At 72.1% G+C, this 14,390-nt stretch carries 13 protein-coding genes and 2 tRNA genes; 5 read left to right on the forward strand and 10 right to left on the reverse strand.

What is annotated here, in order from left to right:
- Positions 1-53: 53 nt before the first annotated feature.
- The 3 genes from ACQP12_RS32280 to ACQP12_RS32290 form a co-directional block, all read right to left on the reverse strand.
- Positions 54-1,073: an ABC transporter permease gene (locus ACQP12_RS32280; RefSeq protein ID WP_433283809.1), complete on the reverse strand. Its 1,020-nt coding sequence runs from the start codon at positions 1,071-1,073 to the stop codon at positions 54-56.
- Positions 1,070-1,987 carry an ABC transporter ATP-binding protein gene (locus tag ACQP12_RS32285; RefSeq protein WP_433283811.1) on the reverse strand — a complete coding sequence of 306 codons (918 nt, stop codon included), beginning with the start codon at positions 1,985-1,987 and terminating at the stop codon, positions 1,070-1,072. The genes ACQP12_RS32280 and ACQP12_RS32285 overlap by 4 nt, the downstream gene beginning before the upstream one ends.
- A 141-nt stretch (positions 1,988-2,128) precedes the next feature.
- A complete protein-coding gene (locus ACQP12_RS32290) occupies positions 2,129-3,121 on the reverse strand; it encodes an ABC transporter permease subunit (protein ID WP_433283813.1) in 993 nt (330 codons plus the stop codon).
- 141 nt (positions 3,122-3,262) lie between these two features.
- On the opposite strand from ACQP12_RS32290, the gene ACQP12_RS32295 reads away from it, so the two are divergent.
- Both ACQP12_RS32295 and ACQP12_RS32300 read left to right on the forward strand, forming a co-directional pair.
- Positions 3,263-3,865: a hypothetical protein gene (locus tag ACQP12_RS32295; protein ID WP_433283815.1), complete on the forward strand. Its 603-nt coding sequence runs from the start codon at positions 3,263-3,265 to the stop codon at positions 3,863-3,865.
- 27 nt (positions 3,866-3,892) lie between these two features.
- Positions 3,893-4,420 carry an SRPBCC family protein gene (locus tag ACQP12_RS32300; protein ID WP_433283817.1) on the forward strand — a complete coding sequence of 176 codons (528 nt, stop codon included), beginning with the start codon at positions 3,893-3,895 and terminating at the stop codon, positions 4,418-4,420.
- Between the two features lie 56 nt (positions 4,421-4,476).
- Here ACQP12_RS32300 and ACQP12_RS32305 read toward each other — a convergent pair whose 3' ends face one another.
- Both ACQP12_RS32305 and ACQP12_RS32310 read right to left on the reverse strand, forming a co-directional pair.
- A complete protein-coding gene (locus ACQP12_RS32305) occupies positions 4,477-5,097 on the reverse strand; it encodes a hypothetical protein (RefSeq protein ID WP_433283819.1) in 621 nt (206 codons plus the stop codon).
- A 56-nt stretch (positions 5,098-5,153) separates the two neighbouring features.
- Positions 5,154-5,846, reverse strand: coding sequence for an alpha/beta fold hydrolase (locus ACQP12_RS32310; RefSeq protein ID WP_433283821.1), 693 nt, complete (start codon positions 5,844-5,846; stop codon positions 5,154-5,156).
- Between the two features lie 50 nt (positions 5,847-5,896).
- Here ACQP12_RS32310 and ACQP12_RS32315 point away from each other — a divergent pair, with 50 nt between their 5' ends.
- Positions 5,897-6,604, forward strand: a complete 708-nt coding sequence (locus ACQP12_RS32315; RefSeq protein ID WP_433283823.1) for a helix-turn-helix transcriptional regulator — start codon at positions 5,897-5,899, stop codon at positions 6,602-6,604.
- 208 nt (positions 6,605-6,812) lie between these two features.
- Here ACQP12_RS32315 and ACQP12_RS32320 read toward each other — a convergent pair whose 3' ends face one another.
- The 3 genes from ACQP12_RS32320 to ACQP12_RS32330 form a co-directional block, all read right to left on the reverse strand.
- Positions 6,813-8,033 (reverse strand): low temperature requirement protein A, encoded by a 1,221-nt coding sequence (locus ACQP12_RS32320; protein ID WP_433283825.1) that lies wholly within the window; start codon positions 8,031-8,033, stop codon positions 6,813-6,815.
- Positions 8,034-8,478: 445 nt separating this feature from the next.
- Positions 8,479-8,551, reverse strand: a tRNA-Arg gene (locus ACQP12_RS32325).
- A 35-nt stretch (positions 8,552-8,586) separates the two neighbouring features.
- Positions 8,587-8,677, reverse strand: a tRNA-Ser gene (locus ACQP12_RS32330).
- A gap of 133 nt (positions 8,678-8,810) precedes the next feature.
- Between ACQP12_RS32330 and ACQP12_RS32335 the strand changes: the two genes are divergently transcribed.
- Positions 8,811-10,376 (forward strand): hypothetical protein, encoded by a 1,566-nt coding sequence (locus ACQP12_RS32335; RefSeq protein ID WP_433283827.1) that lies wholly within the window; start codon positions 8,811-8,813, stop codon positions 10,374-10,376.
- Positions 10,377-10,413: 37 nt separating this feature from the next.
- Here ACQP12_RS32335 and ACQP12_RS32340 read toward each other — a convergent pair whose 3' ends face one another.
- Entirely contained in the window at positions 10,414-11,187 is a 774-nt protein-coding gene (locus tag ACQP12_RS32340) for a CPBP family intramembrane glutamic endopeptidase (RefSeq protein WP_357944506.1), read from the reverse strand.
- A gap of 144 nt (positions 11,188-11,331) precedes the next feature.
- Between ACQP12_RS32340 and ACQP12_RS32345 the strand changes: the two genes are divergently transcribed.
- Complete coding sequence (locus ACQP12_RS32345) at positions 11,332-12,453, forward strand: globin domain-containing protein (protein ID WP_433283830.1); 1,122 nt, start codon at positions 11,332-11,334, stop codon at positions 12,451-12,453.
- Between the two features lie 119 nt (positions 12,454-12,572).
- Here ACQP12_RS32345 and ACQP12_RS32350 read toward each other — a convergent pair whose 3' ends face one another.
- Positions 12,573-14,102: a peptide deformylase gene (locus tag ACQP12_RS32350; RefSeq protein ID WP_357944502.1), complete on the reverse strand. Its 1,530-nt coding sequence runs from the start codon at positions 14,100-14,102 to the stop codon at positions 12,573-12,575.
- Positions 14,103-14,390 lie beyond the last annotated feature (288 nt).

A 14,390-nucleotide genomic window follows, 5' to 3' on the forward strand; every position in this document is an offset into this window, starting at 1 on the left:
CTCCCATGGCGACGATAATAGGTAGGGAAATTCCTACCGGTCAAGTCCGGCGCTCAGCTCGGACGGCGCTGGAGCCGCCAGAACCCGAAGCCGGCCAGCAGCCCCGCGAGCAGCAGGTAGAACGCCGACTCCAGCCACTGGAAGGACCAGTACCGGCTGTCCGGCTGGTACGCGACCGTCACGTGCAGGTCGTGCTCCGCCAGGCACACCGCGGTGTCCCCGTACGGGCCCTCGGCCGTGCCGGTCTCCGGCGCGTCGGTGAAGCACCCGTCGAAGATCCCCTCGTCCAGCGGCTCGCCGGTCCTCGTGAGCAGTTCGCTGACGTCGGTGACCCAGGCGTCCGGCACGGTCAGGCCCTTCACCACCGGAGCGCCGGTGATGCTGCCCAGGCTGCGGGCCTGGTTGATGGCCTGCGCGGTCATCGGCACGGTCCGGTGCTCCGGCGGCAGGAAGTGCGGCCGGATCACGTTGGGCACCAGGAACTGGACGACGACGAAGGTCAGGATGGTCAGCGCCATGGCCGGCACCGTCCGGCGCACCAGCAGCCCGATGATCGTCCCGAGCACGAGGGCGAAGGCCGCGTACGCGATCGGCGCGACGTTCCGGGCACCGAACAGGATGGTGCTGAACCGGTTGTCGGCCACCTGGTCGACCGGGCCGGCCGCCCAGGTCAGCAGCAGACTGGCCGCGCCGGTCAGCACCATGCCGGCCAGCCCCACCAGGGCCAGCTTGACCGCCAGCCAGTGCCGCCGGGTCACGCTCTGGCTCCAGACCAGCCGTTGGGTCCCGGCCTCCACCTCCCGGGCCACCAGCGGCGCGCCCCAGAACATGCCGACCAGCCCCGGGATGAGCCCGAGCACCGCGGCCAGGTAGAGCAGGTTGTTCTCGTGGTCGGCGCTGAACCGGCTCAGCTGCGGACCGCAGTCGGCCAGGCCGGCGCACTGTGCCCGGTGGTTGTCGTAGGACTCCCGGATGTCGAACCCGAGATGGAGAAGGTACGCGGCGAGCAGGGCCAGGGCGACGACGCCGGCCAGGGCCGGCCCGCGGAACTGCCGCCAGGTCAACCAGATCACCGCACGACCTCCCCCGCCGGGGCGCCGGCCGGGCCGGCGGGAACCCCGGCCGCCCGGGTCATGTAGGCGAGGACCAGGTCCTCCAGCGAGACCGGCTCGACGCTCCAGGGCGTACGCGGCAGCGTCCCGGCCACCCGCACCACCGCCTCGCTGCGCTCGTCGGTGTGCCGCACCCGGATGACCTCCACCCCGGCCGGCAGCCGGTCCAGCTCGTGGCGCGGGGCGACCAGCCGGTGGTGCCGGGCCAGCAGGTCCCTCACCTCGCCGGCGACCTGCACCCGGGAGGCGCAGAGCACGATCAGGTAGTCGCAGACCCGCTCCACGTCACCGAGCAGATGCGAGGAGAGGATCGCGCTGGCGCCGAGTTCGGCGACGAACTCCATGAGGTTCTGCATGAACCCGTCCCGCGCCAGCGGGTCCAGCGCGGCGGCCGGCTCGTCGAGGATCAGCAGCTCGGGGCGCTTCGCGGCGGCGATGGTCAGCGCCAGCTGGGCGCGCTGGCCGCCGGAGAGCCGGCCCGCCTTCTGCTTGGGGTTGAGCCCGACCTGCGCGATGCGCCGGTCCGCCAGGGACCGGTCCCAGGACGGGTTCAGCTTCGCGCCCATCCGCAGGTGGTCCGCCACGGTGAACGCGCCGTAGACCGGGGTGTCCTGGGCGACGGACCCGACCCTGGCCAGGTGTGCGGCGTCCGCCGCCGGGGGCGAACCGAGCACCCGCAGGGTCCCGGCCGTCGGCGTGATCAGGCCGCAGGCGAGGTTCAGCAACGTGGACTTGCCGGCGCCGTTCGGCCCGACCAGGCCGACGACCCGTCCGCGGGGGACGTCGAGGTCGCAGTCGGCCAGCGCCGGCCGCTTGCCGTACTGCTTCGTCAGGCCCTCGGCCTGGAGTGCGGGAAAGGGGTTCTCCGATGGCATGGCATCGATCCTGCGGATCGGGGTGTGCCGCGGCATCGGTCCAAAGTCGGGTCGGGCGCTTCCGGTCACCGTACTTTTGACCGGTTTTCCGGACGGCGCGCGGCGGCCGCGGTTCCCCGGCACCGCCCCGGCGGGCGGCGATCAGCAGACCTGCCGTTGGATCCGCCACAGGCCGAAGCCCGCCAGCAGCCCCGCGAGCGCGAGACAGCCCGCCGACTCGATCCACTGGAACGACCAGTAGCGGCTGTCGGGCTGGTAGGCGACCGTGACGTGCAGGTTCAACGCGCCGAGGCAGTCCGCCGTGTCGCCGGCGCCCCGCGGCGGCCGGGTCAGGCAGGTGTCCACCGTCCTGGCGTCGACCGGCCGTCCGCCGGCCGTGAGCAGCTTGCTGGTGCCGGTGACCCAGGCGTCGGGGACGCTCAGACCCTTCACCGTGGCATCGGCGCCTACCCCGCGCAGCTCGCGGAACGCGCCGGCGGTCATCGGCCTGGTCACGGTGACCGGCGCCACCAGGTGCGGCCGCACCAGGTTCGGCATCAGGAGCTGGAGCAGCGTGAAGGCGAGGACGGTCAACGCCATGGCCGGCACCGTCCGCCGGACCAGCAGCCCGGCGACCGCGCCGAGCACGAAGGCCAGCGCCGCGTACGCGACCGGCGTCAGGTTGCGGGCGCCGAACGCCAGCGCGCCGAACCGCTCCCCCGACACCTCGTCGTAAGGGCTCGCCGCCCAGGTCAGCAGCAGGCTGGCCAGGGCCGCGACCAGCACGCTGCCCAACCCGACGACGAGCAGCTTGACCGCCAGCCAGCGGCGCCGCGTGACGCTCTGGTTCCAGACCAGCCGCTGGGTGCCCGTCTCCAACTCCCGGGCGATCAGCGGCGCGCCCCAGAACACGCCCAGCACGGCCGGGAGGACCGCCAGCAGCAGGGCGAGAAGGAGCAGCCGGGTCCGGTAGTCGTCCTGGAACTGGCTCATCGCGTCCAGGCACCGGTCGGCGACCGCGCACCGCGACCGGTAACGGTCGTAGGCCTGCCGGATGTCCAGACCGGTGAACAGGAGAAGGGCCGCCAGCGGCGCGAGCGCGACGACGCCGACGAGGGCCTGGGTGCGGAACTGCCGCCAACTCAACCAGAGCATCGCGGCATCTCTTCGGTAGGCATGAGCCCATCCTCGGGAGGCGGTCCCCCGGCAACATCGGCCCAAAGCACGGCTCGACGCGCCTCGGACCGTACTTTTGACCGGTTCGGCGGCCCCCGGCGACTACCTAGCGTCCGTCGCATGGACACTTCGGACCGGTCGGCCCGCGGGGCTGCAATGGCCTTCGACGTCGCCTTCGCCGTGGCGGCCCTACTGGGCACCGCCTTCACCGCGTACATGATCAGCGACAGCTGGGGCGGCGGCTACGCGGTCCCCGACACCGCCGTGGCCGCGGTGGTGTCCCTGCTCGCGCTGGGTCGCCGGATCAACCGGACCTGGACGGCCGTCGCCGGCCTGGCCGTGGTCGCGATGGCGGTCCTCGGCTCGCAGGTCGCCGACCTGCCGCAGGAGCCCAGCCCCATCGCCTCGTTGGCGCTGGCCGTGCTCATCGGCTCGGCGCTGCGACACCTGCCCGCCACACCGGGCCGGGGCATCGCGGCCGGCGGGCTCGCCGTCATCCTCGCCTGCTGGGTGACCGGCGGCTTCCGGGCCGTCGCGGTGCTGGGCACCCTTGCCTGGCTCGCCGCCGTGACGGTCGGCGCGTCGATGCGCGGACTCGACGCGGGCAGGCGTGTCGCCGACAAGCGCCGACGGGCGGCGGAGGAGGCCAACCGGCAGTGGGACCCGAGCCGGGGTTTAGTGGACGGGCACTCGGGCAAGCGGCGTGGATCGCAGCAGGGCTGACATGCGAAGCATCCGCGGGAGGCAGCGATGCGCCACTCACCACCGCGCCGCGACCACCCGGCCGAGGCGAGAGTGACGATAGAGCGCCGGGTGGCGGACGTCTTCGACTTCTACCGCGACTTCCGGAACCTGCCCCGCTTCCTGGGCGACGTCATGGCCTGTGAACAGATCAGGCCGGCAACGTTCCGATGGGCAATTCGGGGACCCCTCGGCGTGAGACTCCGCTCCACGGTAAGGCTCACCGAGGAGCGCACGAACACATTGCTCCGGTACGAGACCACTGCCGCGCCCGGGATGAGAAGTCACTGGACGGTGCGGTTCGCCCCCGGGTCCGACCCGGGCCGGACCGAGGTTCACGAGGTGCTGGAGACACCCTTCGGGAGACTGGGCCGCATCGCGCTGACCCTGGCCGGGAAGCCACCCGCCGCGGAGGTCGCGGCGAACCTGCGCCGGCTGAAGCAACTCCTGGAGACAGGGGAGGTCACCGACACCGCGCACGCGGTCGCCGGCAAGTTCGGGCGGAGATCCGTCGGCGATCACCACCACCCCGACTGACCAGGGCCGCGCGAACCCAAGATCGCTTCCGGGTACGCGGCTCCGCCGCTGACAACTCAGCTTTCGCCCAGGCGGTCAGCAAGGTCGGCGGCGAAGGCCTGGATTTGGCCCTCCGTGCTGGCTTGCCGTGGGTAGACCACGATGCCCACCACGAGGTTGCTCACCCGCAGGGCAAGGCCCCCGCTCCAGCGGTACGCCTCGTCGCCCACGCCGGGCAGTGGCCGGGGCTCCCTCATCACCCGCCGTAGTTCCCGGCTGGCGGCATCCGGCGCATCCTTCCCGGGGGAGGTGATGATTTTGTAGTAGACCTCGATCTTGGGAGCCGCGACGTAGTCGGGATGATTTTGCGGAAGCATGAGCTGGCAATTGTTGGAGCCGGCCTGCTGCAAGGTGTAGGTGGTGCCGAGCAGATGCACACTCGGCTCGAGCGCCGCGCACGGCGGTGGCACCGCGCGGAAACGACCGTCGTCGTTGAAGCCGCCCCGAACGTAGGTGAGCACGGCCGCGGCGGCTGCCAGGACCGCGAGGACAATGGCCGCCATCAGGAACGGGCGCCGCCACGGTCGACGGCGGGGTGCCGAGGGCGCTGACCCGGTCGCGTAGGCGACCTGGGCGTCCCCCGGCTGGTTGTTCCGCGCCTGGACAGATCCGACCTGCGGCTGTTGCTCGGCCTGCATTGCGGAGAGCTTAGCCAGGGGACGTGATCCGGTCCGTCCGCAGTAGCCGACTGCGGTCAACTGGGTCTGTTGGCGAGGAAGCTCTTGATTCGCCGGGCGAGAGCGTCGGGCGCTTCGAGCATGGGTAGGTGTCCGCTGTCGAAAGATTCATTCCAGCTCGTGTCGAGGTTGCGCGCGAATCGCTGCTGCAGTCCGATCGGGAGTGCAGCGTCCCGGCTGGCGGAGAGGTAGCCCCGACGTTCGGGAAAGCCGCCGCCTTCCGGCGCGTCCCGGTAGAGGCGCACGGACTCGGGGTTGAACTCCGCCACGAGGCGATCGGCCGTCTCCGTGTCAACCCGGCTGGCCACGCCTCGCCGGATGGCGGCATCGGGCGGTCGGGTGCCAGCCAGCCGCATGGCCAGGCTCAGCACGACCCGGTTCGGCAACGGCATCGAGGCGAGGAAGCTGCGTCCCGGCTTCGGCACGACCGCCGTGACCGCCAGGAACGCGCCCACCCGGTCAGGTGCGCGGGTGACGAGTTCCGCTGCGACAGTCCCGCCACTGGAGTGCGCCACGACCGCGAAACGCTCCCACGGTGCCGAATCCAGTGCCGCAGTGGCGTACTCCGTGAGCGAAGCGCGATCATGACGCGGTCGCTCAGCGACCACCGTCCGGTGCGACGGGGCCAGTTCTTCGCGCACCTGATCCCAGATCCAGGTGGGAAGACCGGCGCCGCTCAACAACAGGATGGGTTCCTGCGACTGTGTCATGCGCCGGATTGTGGACGCGCTGGATGTCACCGTTATGGCACCGTTCACGCATGAACCGCACCGACCGGCTCTATGCGATCCGGGAAGATCTCCGCCGTGCCGGTCCCCGAGGCCGCACCGCGGAACAGCTCGCCGCCACGTTCGAGATCAGTGTCCGCACCGTCAAGCGCGACATCTCCGCTCTGCAACAGGGCGGGTTCCCCGTCTGGGCGCGCACGGGCCGGATCGGCGGATACGTCGTCGACCATGCCGCCACCTTGCCGCCGGTGAACTTCACCGCCGCCGAAGCTTCCGCGCTCGCCGCGGCGATCGCAGCACACCGTGGACAACCATTCGACAGGCAGGCCCGAGCCGCCCTGGTGAAGGTGCTGGCGGTGATGGACCCGCAGGCGCGGCGGCACGCGGACGGCTTGACCGAGCGCGTCTGGATCGACCAGAGCCCCACCGAAGCAGCTGATCCGCGCCGGCGCAGCGCGATCGAACATGCCCTTCAGGAGCGCAAGGTCCTGGTGCTGCACTACCGCGATCGCCACGGTGCGCCGACAACCCGCCGGGTTGACCCCCAACTACTCGCGTTCACGGCCGGCCACTGGTTCCTCGTGGCGCGCTGTCACCGCCGCGAGGCGATCCGGTGGTTCCGCCTCGACCGGATCGAGCGCGCAAGTCTCACCACTCAACCTGCCATCGACATGCCCGTCGAAGAGCTGGGCACACCTCCCTCGACGGCGGCCTCCGTCCGAGTACGACTTGCGATGTGATCCCGACGAGGGAGGTGCGAGGCTCGCTCCGCTCCTCGCCCGGCTCGCCAACGACGCCGACGTACACCTCGGCGAGCTGCACCTTGTTATCGCAGGATTGGGCAGTTTCGAGGTCCGGGAACCGGACGTACCGCACCTCCGCACGCACGGAGGCAAGCTACCGCCCGGCCCGCTCCGACGGCATGTGCGTGGATGCGGACCGCCACCGCTAGGCGGACGGGGACGGGGCCTCGGGTGGGCGGCCGGCGGCGCGTCGAGCGTCCGCAGCGGCGACGCCGAGCAGCACGACGGCAGCGGCGATGGCGGCGAGCAACGGCGGAGCGAAGAACAGCGGCGGCGCCAGCAGCACCAGGGCGGCGATGCCGACGAGCCGGCGCACGGCGAGCCGGTTGAAGACGACCCGTTCCAACCGACTGCGGCCGAACAGGAAGATCGCCGGCCCGCCGAGGATGACGAAGAGCCAGGCCGGCACGGAGGACCCGGAGGGATGCGCCAGCACGACCTCCGCGCCAGCCGCGACGGCGGTGATGCCGAGCACCATGAGCAGATGGGCCACGCCGACGATCCCACCGGCAGCCGCCCGGTTCGACGACATCTCGACCGCCTCGGCCAGCACCTCGCCAGCGCGATAGAAGTAGATCCGCCACATCAGCACGGACGACAGGAACGTGATCACCAGGGCCGCCGTTGCGGCGAACGTGGCCGGGTGTTTGGTGTACGTGAGGCCGATGGACAGCACCGTCTCGCCGAGCGCGATCAGCAACAGTTGCTGGTAGCGCTCGGGCAGGTGTCGGCTGCTGGCCATCGCCCACGCGCTGGTGGGCGCTCGGTGGATGCCGGGTATCGGCCATTTGAACCGCGCCGCGACCAGGTCCACAGTGATGGCGATCAACCACAGCACGACCCGGAAGTTTCCGCGCATCACCGCCCCGGCCAGCCAGATTACGCCGGAGACGCTGGCCCAGATGGCCAGGCGGGTGTAGAGCGCCCGTACCTCGTCGTGCTCCCGTAACAACGGCCGGAGCAGCAAAGGGCGTCCGACATGCAGCACCACGTACACCACGGCGAAGGTGGCGCCGCGTGGCTCGAACTCGTACGGCAGGGACGTCGCCATGATCAGCAGGCCGAACGCGCTGACCAGGACCAGCAGCTGAATCCAGCGGTTGCGGAAGTCGAACCGGCTGGTTATGTACGTGGTGGTCGTCCACAGCCAGAGCAACGGCAGGGCCAAGACGACCGTGTACAGCAGCGACCGCCAGCGCAGGCCCAGGTTGGGGGAGAGCAGGTCCGGCACCATCCGGCTGACGACCCCGACCAGGGCGAAGACCAACGCCAGGTCGAAGAACAGCTCCAGGAAGCTGACCTGCTGGGCGTCCTCCTCGCCACGCAGGATGCCCCCAGCCTGCGCCGGCTTCGATGGTCGCCCCATCCCACCATGCTCGCCAGAGCATTGCCCCGCGCGCACCGATTTGGCCGTCCCATCGACCTAGGCGGTGACGGCGGTAGACGCTGGCGCGAGCCAGACACGGATTACACCTGTGCCGATCTGTCTGCGTTTGTGGGCGCCGAGCTCTGCTGAATACGGATCTCCCCGTCGGGCAGTCGTGGACCCAACCAGACCTCGTGGTGCCCGGCGAGGTGATCCGCGGCGGCCTCTCTGAGGACCGGGGTTCGGGCCGAAGCCCCGAGGTCTTCGGAGCCCTCGTCGTCATGAATCCGGGCCGGCCGGCCGGGCCGATGTCGGCCGGAGGTCGCCAGCAGGCGGGAGCCGGACCGGGCGGGCCGCCTTGATGAGGAGCCCAAGAAATGACGTGGTAGTCACCGGTTGCACTCAGGGCCGGTCGCAAGCGACCGGCCCTGAGTGTTTACCTATGTGCGCCCGAAGGGACTCGAACCCCTAACCTTCTGATCCGTAGTCAGATGCTCTATCCATTGAGCTACGGGCGCTTGCTGCTCGGCCAGTCTACACACCGGCTTTCGCGCGGAGACTCCGGGATTCGAACCCGGGAGGGGCTTTAAAACCCCAACCGCATTAGCAGTGCGGCGCCATAGACCAGACTAGGCGAAGTCTCCCTGGTGGCCCGGAGACCACCGCGCCCGAGGATACAGGCCCACACCCACCCGGGGCAAAGCGACTACCGGGAAGCTCCCACCCCCCGCGTTTTCGTCGTGTGCCATGTCACGCTCGGGTCTACGCTCCATCGATATGCAGGAGCAGCCGCCGAGCGATCAGCCCCGTCGCGAGCCCGCCGCCCAGGGCCGGCGGAGCCGCTCCCCCCGCCCGACCTTCACCCCGCCACCCACGCCGGAGCCCGCCCCGGTCGAGGTGGCCGACGGCACACCACCGCGGCCCCGGCGGGCCAAGGCCGCACCGAGCGTCCTGTTCCAGCCACCCGACCCCGTGCAGCCCACCCCGTCCGCCGCCGGCGCTCCGGCGACCCCGGGCCCGCGCCCGCCTGCCGAGATCGCCACCACGACCGATCCGGGTACGCCGGCCGCCGCGCCGCCGCCGGCCACGGCTCCCGCCGACGAGCCGGTGATCGAGGAGCCCCCGAAGCGGGCCCGCCGTGCTCCGGCCGCGAAGAAGGCCACCCCGCCGAAGAAGGCCACCCCGGCGGCGCGGAAGCCGACGACGGCGCCCGAAGCCCCGGCAGCACGGAAGCCCACGACCGCGACCCAAGCCCCGACAGCACGGAAGCCCACGACCGCGACCCAAGCTCCGGCAGCGCAGAAGCCCACGACCGCGACCCAAGCGCCGACGACACGGAAGCCCACGACCGCGACCCAAGCGCCGGCAGCGCGGAAGCCCAGGACGGCGCCCGAGGCTCCGGCGGCGCTCGGAACCACCGCACCCGCGGGCACCGAGGCGGCCGGGACGGTCGGGCCCGAGCCGGGGTCGGCCGAGCCGGCCGCGCCGGCGGCGGAGACCGTCACGGCGGCGCGGACCGGACGGACGCGGAAGAGCACCAGGGCCGCCCCGGCGGACAAGACCGCCCCGGCGAAGCGGGCATCCGCCGCGCAGGTCGGCCCACCCGATCCGCAGGCCGAGGTCGAGGCGGCCGCGACCGGGTCCGCCGCCCGATCGGCCGTCGCCGGGGAGGTCGTTCCCGCGCCGGCCGCTCACGTCGGCCGGCCGGTGGAGGCGCAGGACTGGCGGGCGGTCGGCGTACGCGTACTCGAACACCCGGGCTTCGCGCCGGAGTTGCTGGCCCTCGCGGCGGTGGACGCGCTCGGGCCGCGCGCCGCGGACTGGGTGCAGCGGACCCGCGACGCCTACCCGGACGCCGACGCCGACGGGCTGGCCCGGCTGGTGACCCGGCGGTTCGTCCGGCTGGCCGGCACGGGTGGCGCGCTCGCGGCTGGTGCCGGGCTGTTCGCGCCGGTGGCGGAGCTCACGGCGGTGCTGTGGACCCAGGCCAACCTGGTGCTGCACCTGGCCGCCGTCTACGGCCGGGATCCGGCTCATCCGGACCGGGTGGTCGAGCTGCTGGTGCTGACCCAGGTGCATCCGGACGCCGGGACGGCCCGCGCCGCGCTGGACGGGGTGCGCTCGGCCGGCGCTCCGGCGGAGGGTTCGTTGTCCCGGGCGGCCGAGGCGGCGTGGCGGCTGGCGACTCCGCTGGCCGCGCAGGCCGCCGGCTGGCTGGGCCTGCGGCTCGCCGCGCGGCTGCTCCCCGGCGCGGCGGCGCTCGCCGCGGCGACCGGCGACGCCACCGCTGCCGAGCGCCTGGCCGCCCGCGCGACGAGCCTCTACCGCCCGCCCCGCCGGTGATTCACCTACTCCCTGCAGGCGGCGGTGGGGCGCCCGGTCAGAGCCAGCCGAACCAGGACTTCGGCAGGAGGGCGTAGCCGACGAAGGCGACCACGTCGAGCAGGGTGTGCGCCACGATCAGCGGCCCCACCCGCCGGGTACGCAGGTAGAACAGGCCGAAGATCACGCCCATCACGGCGTTGCCGAGGAACGCGCCGAAGCCCTGGTAGAGGTGGTAGGACCCGCGCAGCACGGCGCTCGCCGCGAGCACCGCGCCGAGCCGCCACTGGAGCTGCCGCAGCCGGGTGACCAGGTAGCCGACCACGATCACCTCCTCCAGCACGGCGTTCTGCACGGCGGCCAGGATCAGCACGGGCACCGCCCACCAGAGGTGCGGCAGGGCGGCCGGGACGAGGGTGGCGTTGATCCCGAGGTGGGCGGCCACCCAGAACAGGGCCAGCCCCGGCAGGCCGATCAGCGCGGCCAGACCGGCGCCCCGGGCCAGGTCCGATCCGGGTCGGGTGAGGTCGGCGCCGAGGGTCCGCGCCGGGTCGCCGGGGTCGCGCGCCAGCAGGTGTACGGCGAGGAGCACCGGCAGCAGCGCGAAGAGGATCCCGAGGAGTTGGTACGCCAGGTCGAGGTACGGCCGGGCCGACACGGAGGTGTTCAGCGCGGCGGTCTGCTTCGACAGCCCGCCCGTGGCGGTCAGCTTGGCGACCAGCGAGACCAGGGCGTACACGGCCGACTGGCCGAGGGAGAGGCCGAGCACCAGCAACGTCTCGGTGCCCAGGGTCCGGCGGGAGACCGGGCGGGTGAGCTCGTCAACCGTCACCGGACCACTGTGCCCCACTCGGAGGGCGGTCGGCACGCGCCTGCGGCCAGGTGAGCCGATCGCACATTCTGTGCGACCGGCCGGCACGCTCCGTGGAGATTCTATGGGGGCCGATCCGCCCGTCCGGAGAAGGAGCGTGCCCCTGTGGAGAACTTCGCGCGGTTACTGAAGGAGAGCTGGACCCTGGTCGAGGAGGACCGGGAGCGGCTCAGCGGTCACTTCTACGCCCGGCTGTTCCTCCTCGACCCGGCGCTGCGCATGCTCTTCCCGGTGCAGATGAACGGCCAGGGCGACCGGATCCTGGAGGCGATCGTCACGGCCACCCAGACGGTGGACGACCCGGAGAGCTTCGACGAGTACCTGCGCGCGCTGGGCCGGGAGCACCGGAAGTTCCATGTCGAGGCGAGCCACTACGAGACCATGGGCGTCGCCCTGCTGGACGCGCTGCGCAGCACCGCGGGGGACGGCTGGAACCTGGAGTACGACCAGGCGTGGCGGGAGGCGTACGCCAGCATCAGTGAGCGGATGCTCGCCGGTGCGGCGGCCGACGACAACCCGCCGTTCTGGCATGCCGAGGTGCTCACCCACGAGCGGCACGGCCCGGACACCGCGGTGTTGACCGTGCGCGCCCTCCAGCACCCCATGACGTGGCGGGCCGGCCAGTACGTGAGCATCGAGACGCCCCGCTACCACCCACGGGTGTGGCGGACGTACTCGGTGGCGAACGCCCCGAACGAGGAGAACGTGCTGGAGTTCCACGTGCGGACGCCGGCCGGGGCGGCGGGCTGGGTGTCCGGTGCGCTGGTCCGCCGGACCAGGCCGGGGGATCTGCTGCGGGTGGCCGCGCCGATGGGTTCGATGACCCTGGACCGGGCCTCCACCCGGGACATCCTCTGTGTGGCCGGCGGCGTCGGCCTGGCGCCGATCAAGGCGCTGGTGGAGGAGCTGACCCGGGTCAACCGGACGCGCTGGGTGCACGTCTTCTACGGGGCCCGCCGGCCCGCGGAGCTGTACGCGCTGCCGGGCCTGGAGAAGCTGGTGGCCGCGCATCCGTGGCTGTCGGTGACCCCGGCGTGCAGCGACGACCCGGATTTCGACGGCGAGCTGGGCGACATCTCCGACGTGGTCACCCGGTACGGCCCGTGGACCACGCACGACTGCTACGTCTCCGGCTCGGCGGCGATGGTCCGGGCGACCCTGCGCGCGCTGGCCGCCGACGACGTGCCGCCGGACAACGTCCGCTACGACACCTTCGGCAACCTGTAGACCTTGCTCCCCCCGAGCCGGGTCGCGTGCCCCTGCCCCCTGGGGCACGCGACCCGGCCCCCGTTCACCGGTACGCGGGTCGGGCCGGCAACCGGCCCGCGTACCGGAGTCCCCGCGGGTCAGTAGCGCCAGGGGTTGCCGCTCTCCCGGTATTCCTCGACGGGCACCAGCGGCACGCCGGGGGCCATCCGGTCGGCGTAGAGGCGCCCCTCCAGGTGGTCGATCTCGTGGGCAACCAGCCGTGCCATCGCGTACTCGAAGGAGGTGATGACCCGGCTGCCGTCCCACTGGGCGTGCTCCACGTCGATCCGCAGCGGTCGGGGCACCAGGCCACGGTGGTCGAAGAAGGAGAGGCACCCCTCGTACTGCTCGTCGGTGTCGGGGGAGCTGTCCACCACCCGGGGGTTGAGCAGCACGACGGGTTCGGCCACGCGGTCGGCGGGGCGGACCAGGGCGGCGGCCCAGCCGAGCCCGAGCTGCGGCGCGGCGATGCCGACGCCCTTGCTGAACGGGTGCAGCTCGTCGAGGCGGGCCAGCAGGCCGGAGAGCCGGTCGACCACGTCCCGGGCGAGTTGTTCCTCGCGCGGCAGGTCGAACGGGCGGGCCTGCTGCCGGAGCAGGTCGTCGCCGCGCTGCACGATGCCGACGGCACGCATCCGGTCGCTGGCCCGGATCCGGGTGCCGGGTGCCGGGCCTTCGGGCTCGACGTCGGGCGGCTGGCTGCGGAACCGCCACTGCATCCGGTAGCGGGCGTTCAGTGGCGGGTCGTCGGTCGCCCATTCGAAGATGGCCCGGCCACCGTCGTCGCCGCGCTGGATCGGGGTACGCAGCGGCCCCTCCTCGGCGGAGAGCGAGGTCTCCGCGCCCCACACCTTGGGGTCGAGGTCGGCGGGGAGGTCGAGGCGGACGGCGAGGTGCCGGGTGGGCAGGCGTACGGCGCGCTGGAACCAGGGGCCCCACTTGTCCCGCCCGACCCGGTACGCGTACTCGATGGTGACCCGGTCGCCGGGGTAGAGCGGGAAGCGCCCCTCGTCGTTCTCGAAGAGCAGCCAGATCTCCTTGAACGCGTCCCGGTCGTGCTTGGCCCGCCAGTGCATCGGCTCCCGCGCGCCCCCGTCGTCCCGGTAGGCCGTGAGTTGCAGCTCGGCGAAGGTCAGCGGGTGCTCCCGGTGGTGCCGGTTGGAGCGGCCCGGGTCGTTGGGGTAGCGGTCGACGGCGACGCGGACCAGGTAGCGGGTGACCGGTTCGGTGCCCGCGTTGTACAGCTCGCGCCGGATCGCGCAGTGGTAGCCGTCCTCGCTGTGGGTGAGGGTGGCGATCTCGCGCTCGACCACCAGCCCGGTGCCGGGCGGCAGCCACTGGCCGGGCACGGGCGGGTCCCGGTGTGCGCCGCCGGAGCGGCCGTGCCGCAGCTCGTCGTACTCCCGGAAGCGCTGCCAGATCGCGCCGCTGGCCTCCAGGACGGCCTCGGCGCGGCGAGCGAAGTCCTCGGTGGGCCGGTGCCGGCGCCCCTCGACGTGGCTGACGTACGACGGGTCGAAGCCCATCAGCGTCGCCAACTGCTTCTTGGACAGCCCTCGGCCGGTGCGGTGCCGGGCGAGTTCGGCCGCGAACGAGTCGGCGGCACGCTCGATGGGTGAGGTCGTCATCGGCTTCCTCGTACGCGGGAAGACCATTTTCACGTTCAGTGGCCGAACGTGTACGGAAACTGCCTCGTATTCGACACTCACCTTGACAATTCAGCGGCATCCGTCGATGCTTGCGCGGCCCGCCGCCCCGCTCGGCGGCGTTTTCCGCCCATCCCGCCGGGTAGTACGCGAGCGGCGTCGGAGTGAGCGGGACCTCTCCCCGGAGCCCACGGACCCACTTCCCCTCACCGGGGATCTGTGGTTAGGCTAGCCTTAGTTCGGATCGGCGGCGGACGGCGGCCGGTGGGG

The organism is Micromonospora sp. CA-244673 (assembly GCF_050948395.1).
GTDB lineage: Bacteria > Actinomycetota > Actinomycetes > Mycobacteriales > Micromonosporaceae > Micromonospora.

Bases quoted from the DNA above. Each gene is read 5' to 3' on its own strand.
- ACQP12_RS32290 (WP_433283813.1), bottom strand. From the start codon at position 3,121: ATGCTCTGGTTGAGTTGGCGGCAGTTCCGCACCCAGGCCCTCGTCGGC.
- ACQP12_RS32310 (WP_433283821.1), bottom strand. From the start codon at position 5,846: ATGACACAGTCGCAGGAACCCATCCTGTTGTTGAGCGGCGCCGGTCTT.
- ACQP12_RS32335 (WP_433283827.1), top strand. From the start codon at position 8,811: ATGCAGGAGCAGCCGCCGAGCGATCAGCCCCGTCGCGAGCCCGCCGCC.
- ACQP12_RS32305 (WP_433283819.1), bottom strand. From the start codon at position 5,097: ATGCAGGCCGAGCAACAGCCGCAGGTCGGATCTGTCCAGGCGCGGAAC.
- ACQP12_RS32315 (WP_433283823.1), top strand. From the start codon at position 5,897: ATGAACCGCACCGACCGGCTCTATGCGATCCGGGAAGATCTCCGCCGT.
- ACQP12_RS32350 (WP_357944502.1), bottom strand. From the start codon at position 14,102: ATGACGACCTCACCCATCGAGCGTGCCGCCGACTCGTTCGCGGCCGAA.
- ACQP12_RS32320 (WP_433283825.1), bottom strand. From the start codon at position 8,033: ATGGGGCGACCATCGAAGCCGGCGCAGGCTGGGGGCATCCTGCGTGGC.
- ACQP12_RS32295 (WP_433283815.1), top strand. From the start codon at position 3,263: ATGGACACTTCGGACCGGTCGGCCCGCGGGGCTGCAATGGCCTTCGAC.
- ACQP12_RS32300 (WP_433283817.1), top strand. From the start codon at position 3,893: ATGCGCCACTCACCACCGCGCCGCGACCACCCGGCCGAGGCGAGAGTG.
- ACQP12_RS32285 (WP_433283811.1), bottom strand. From the start codon at position 1,987: ATGCCATCGGAGAACCCCTTTCCCGCACTCCAGGCCGAGGGCCTGACG.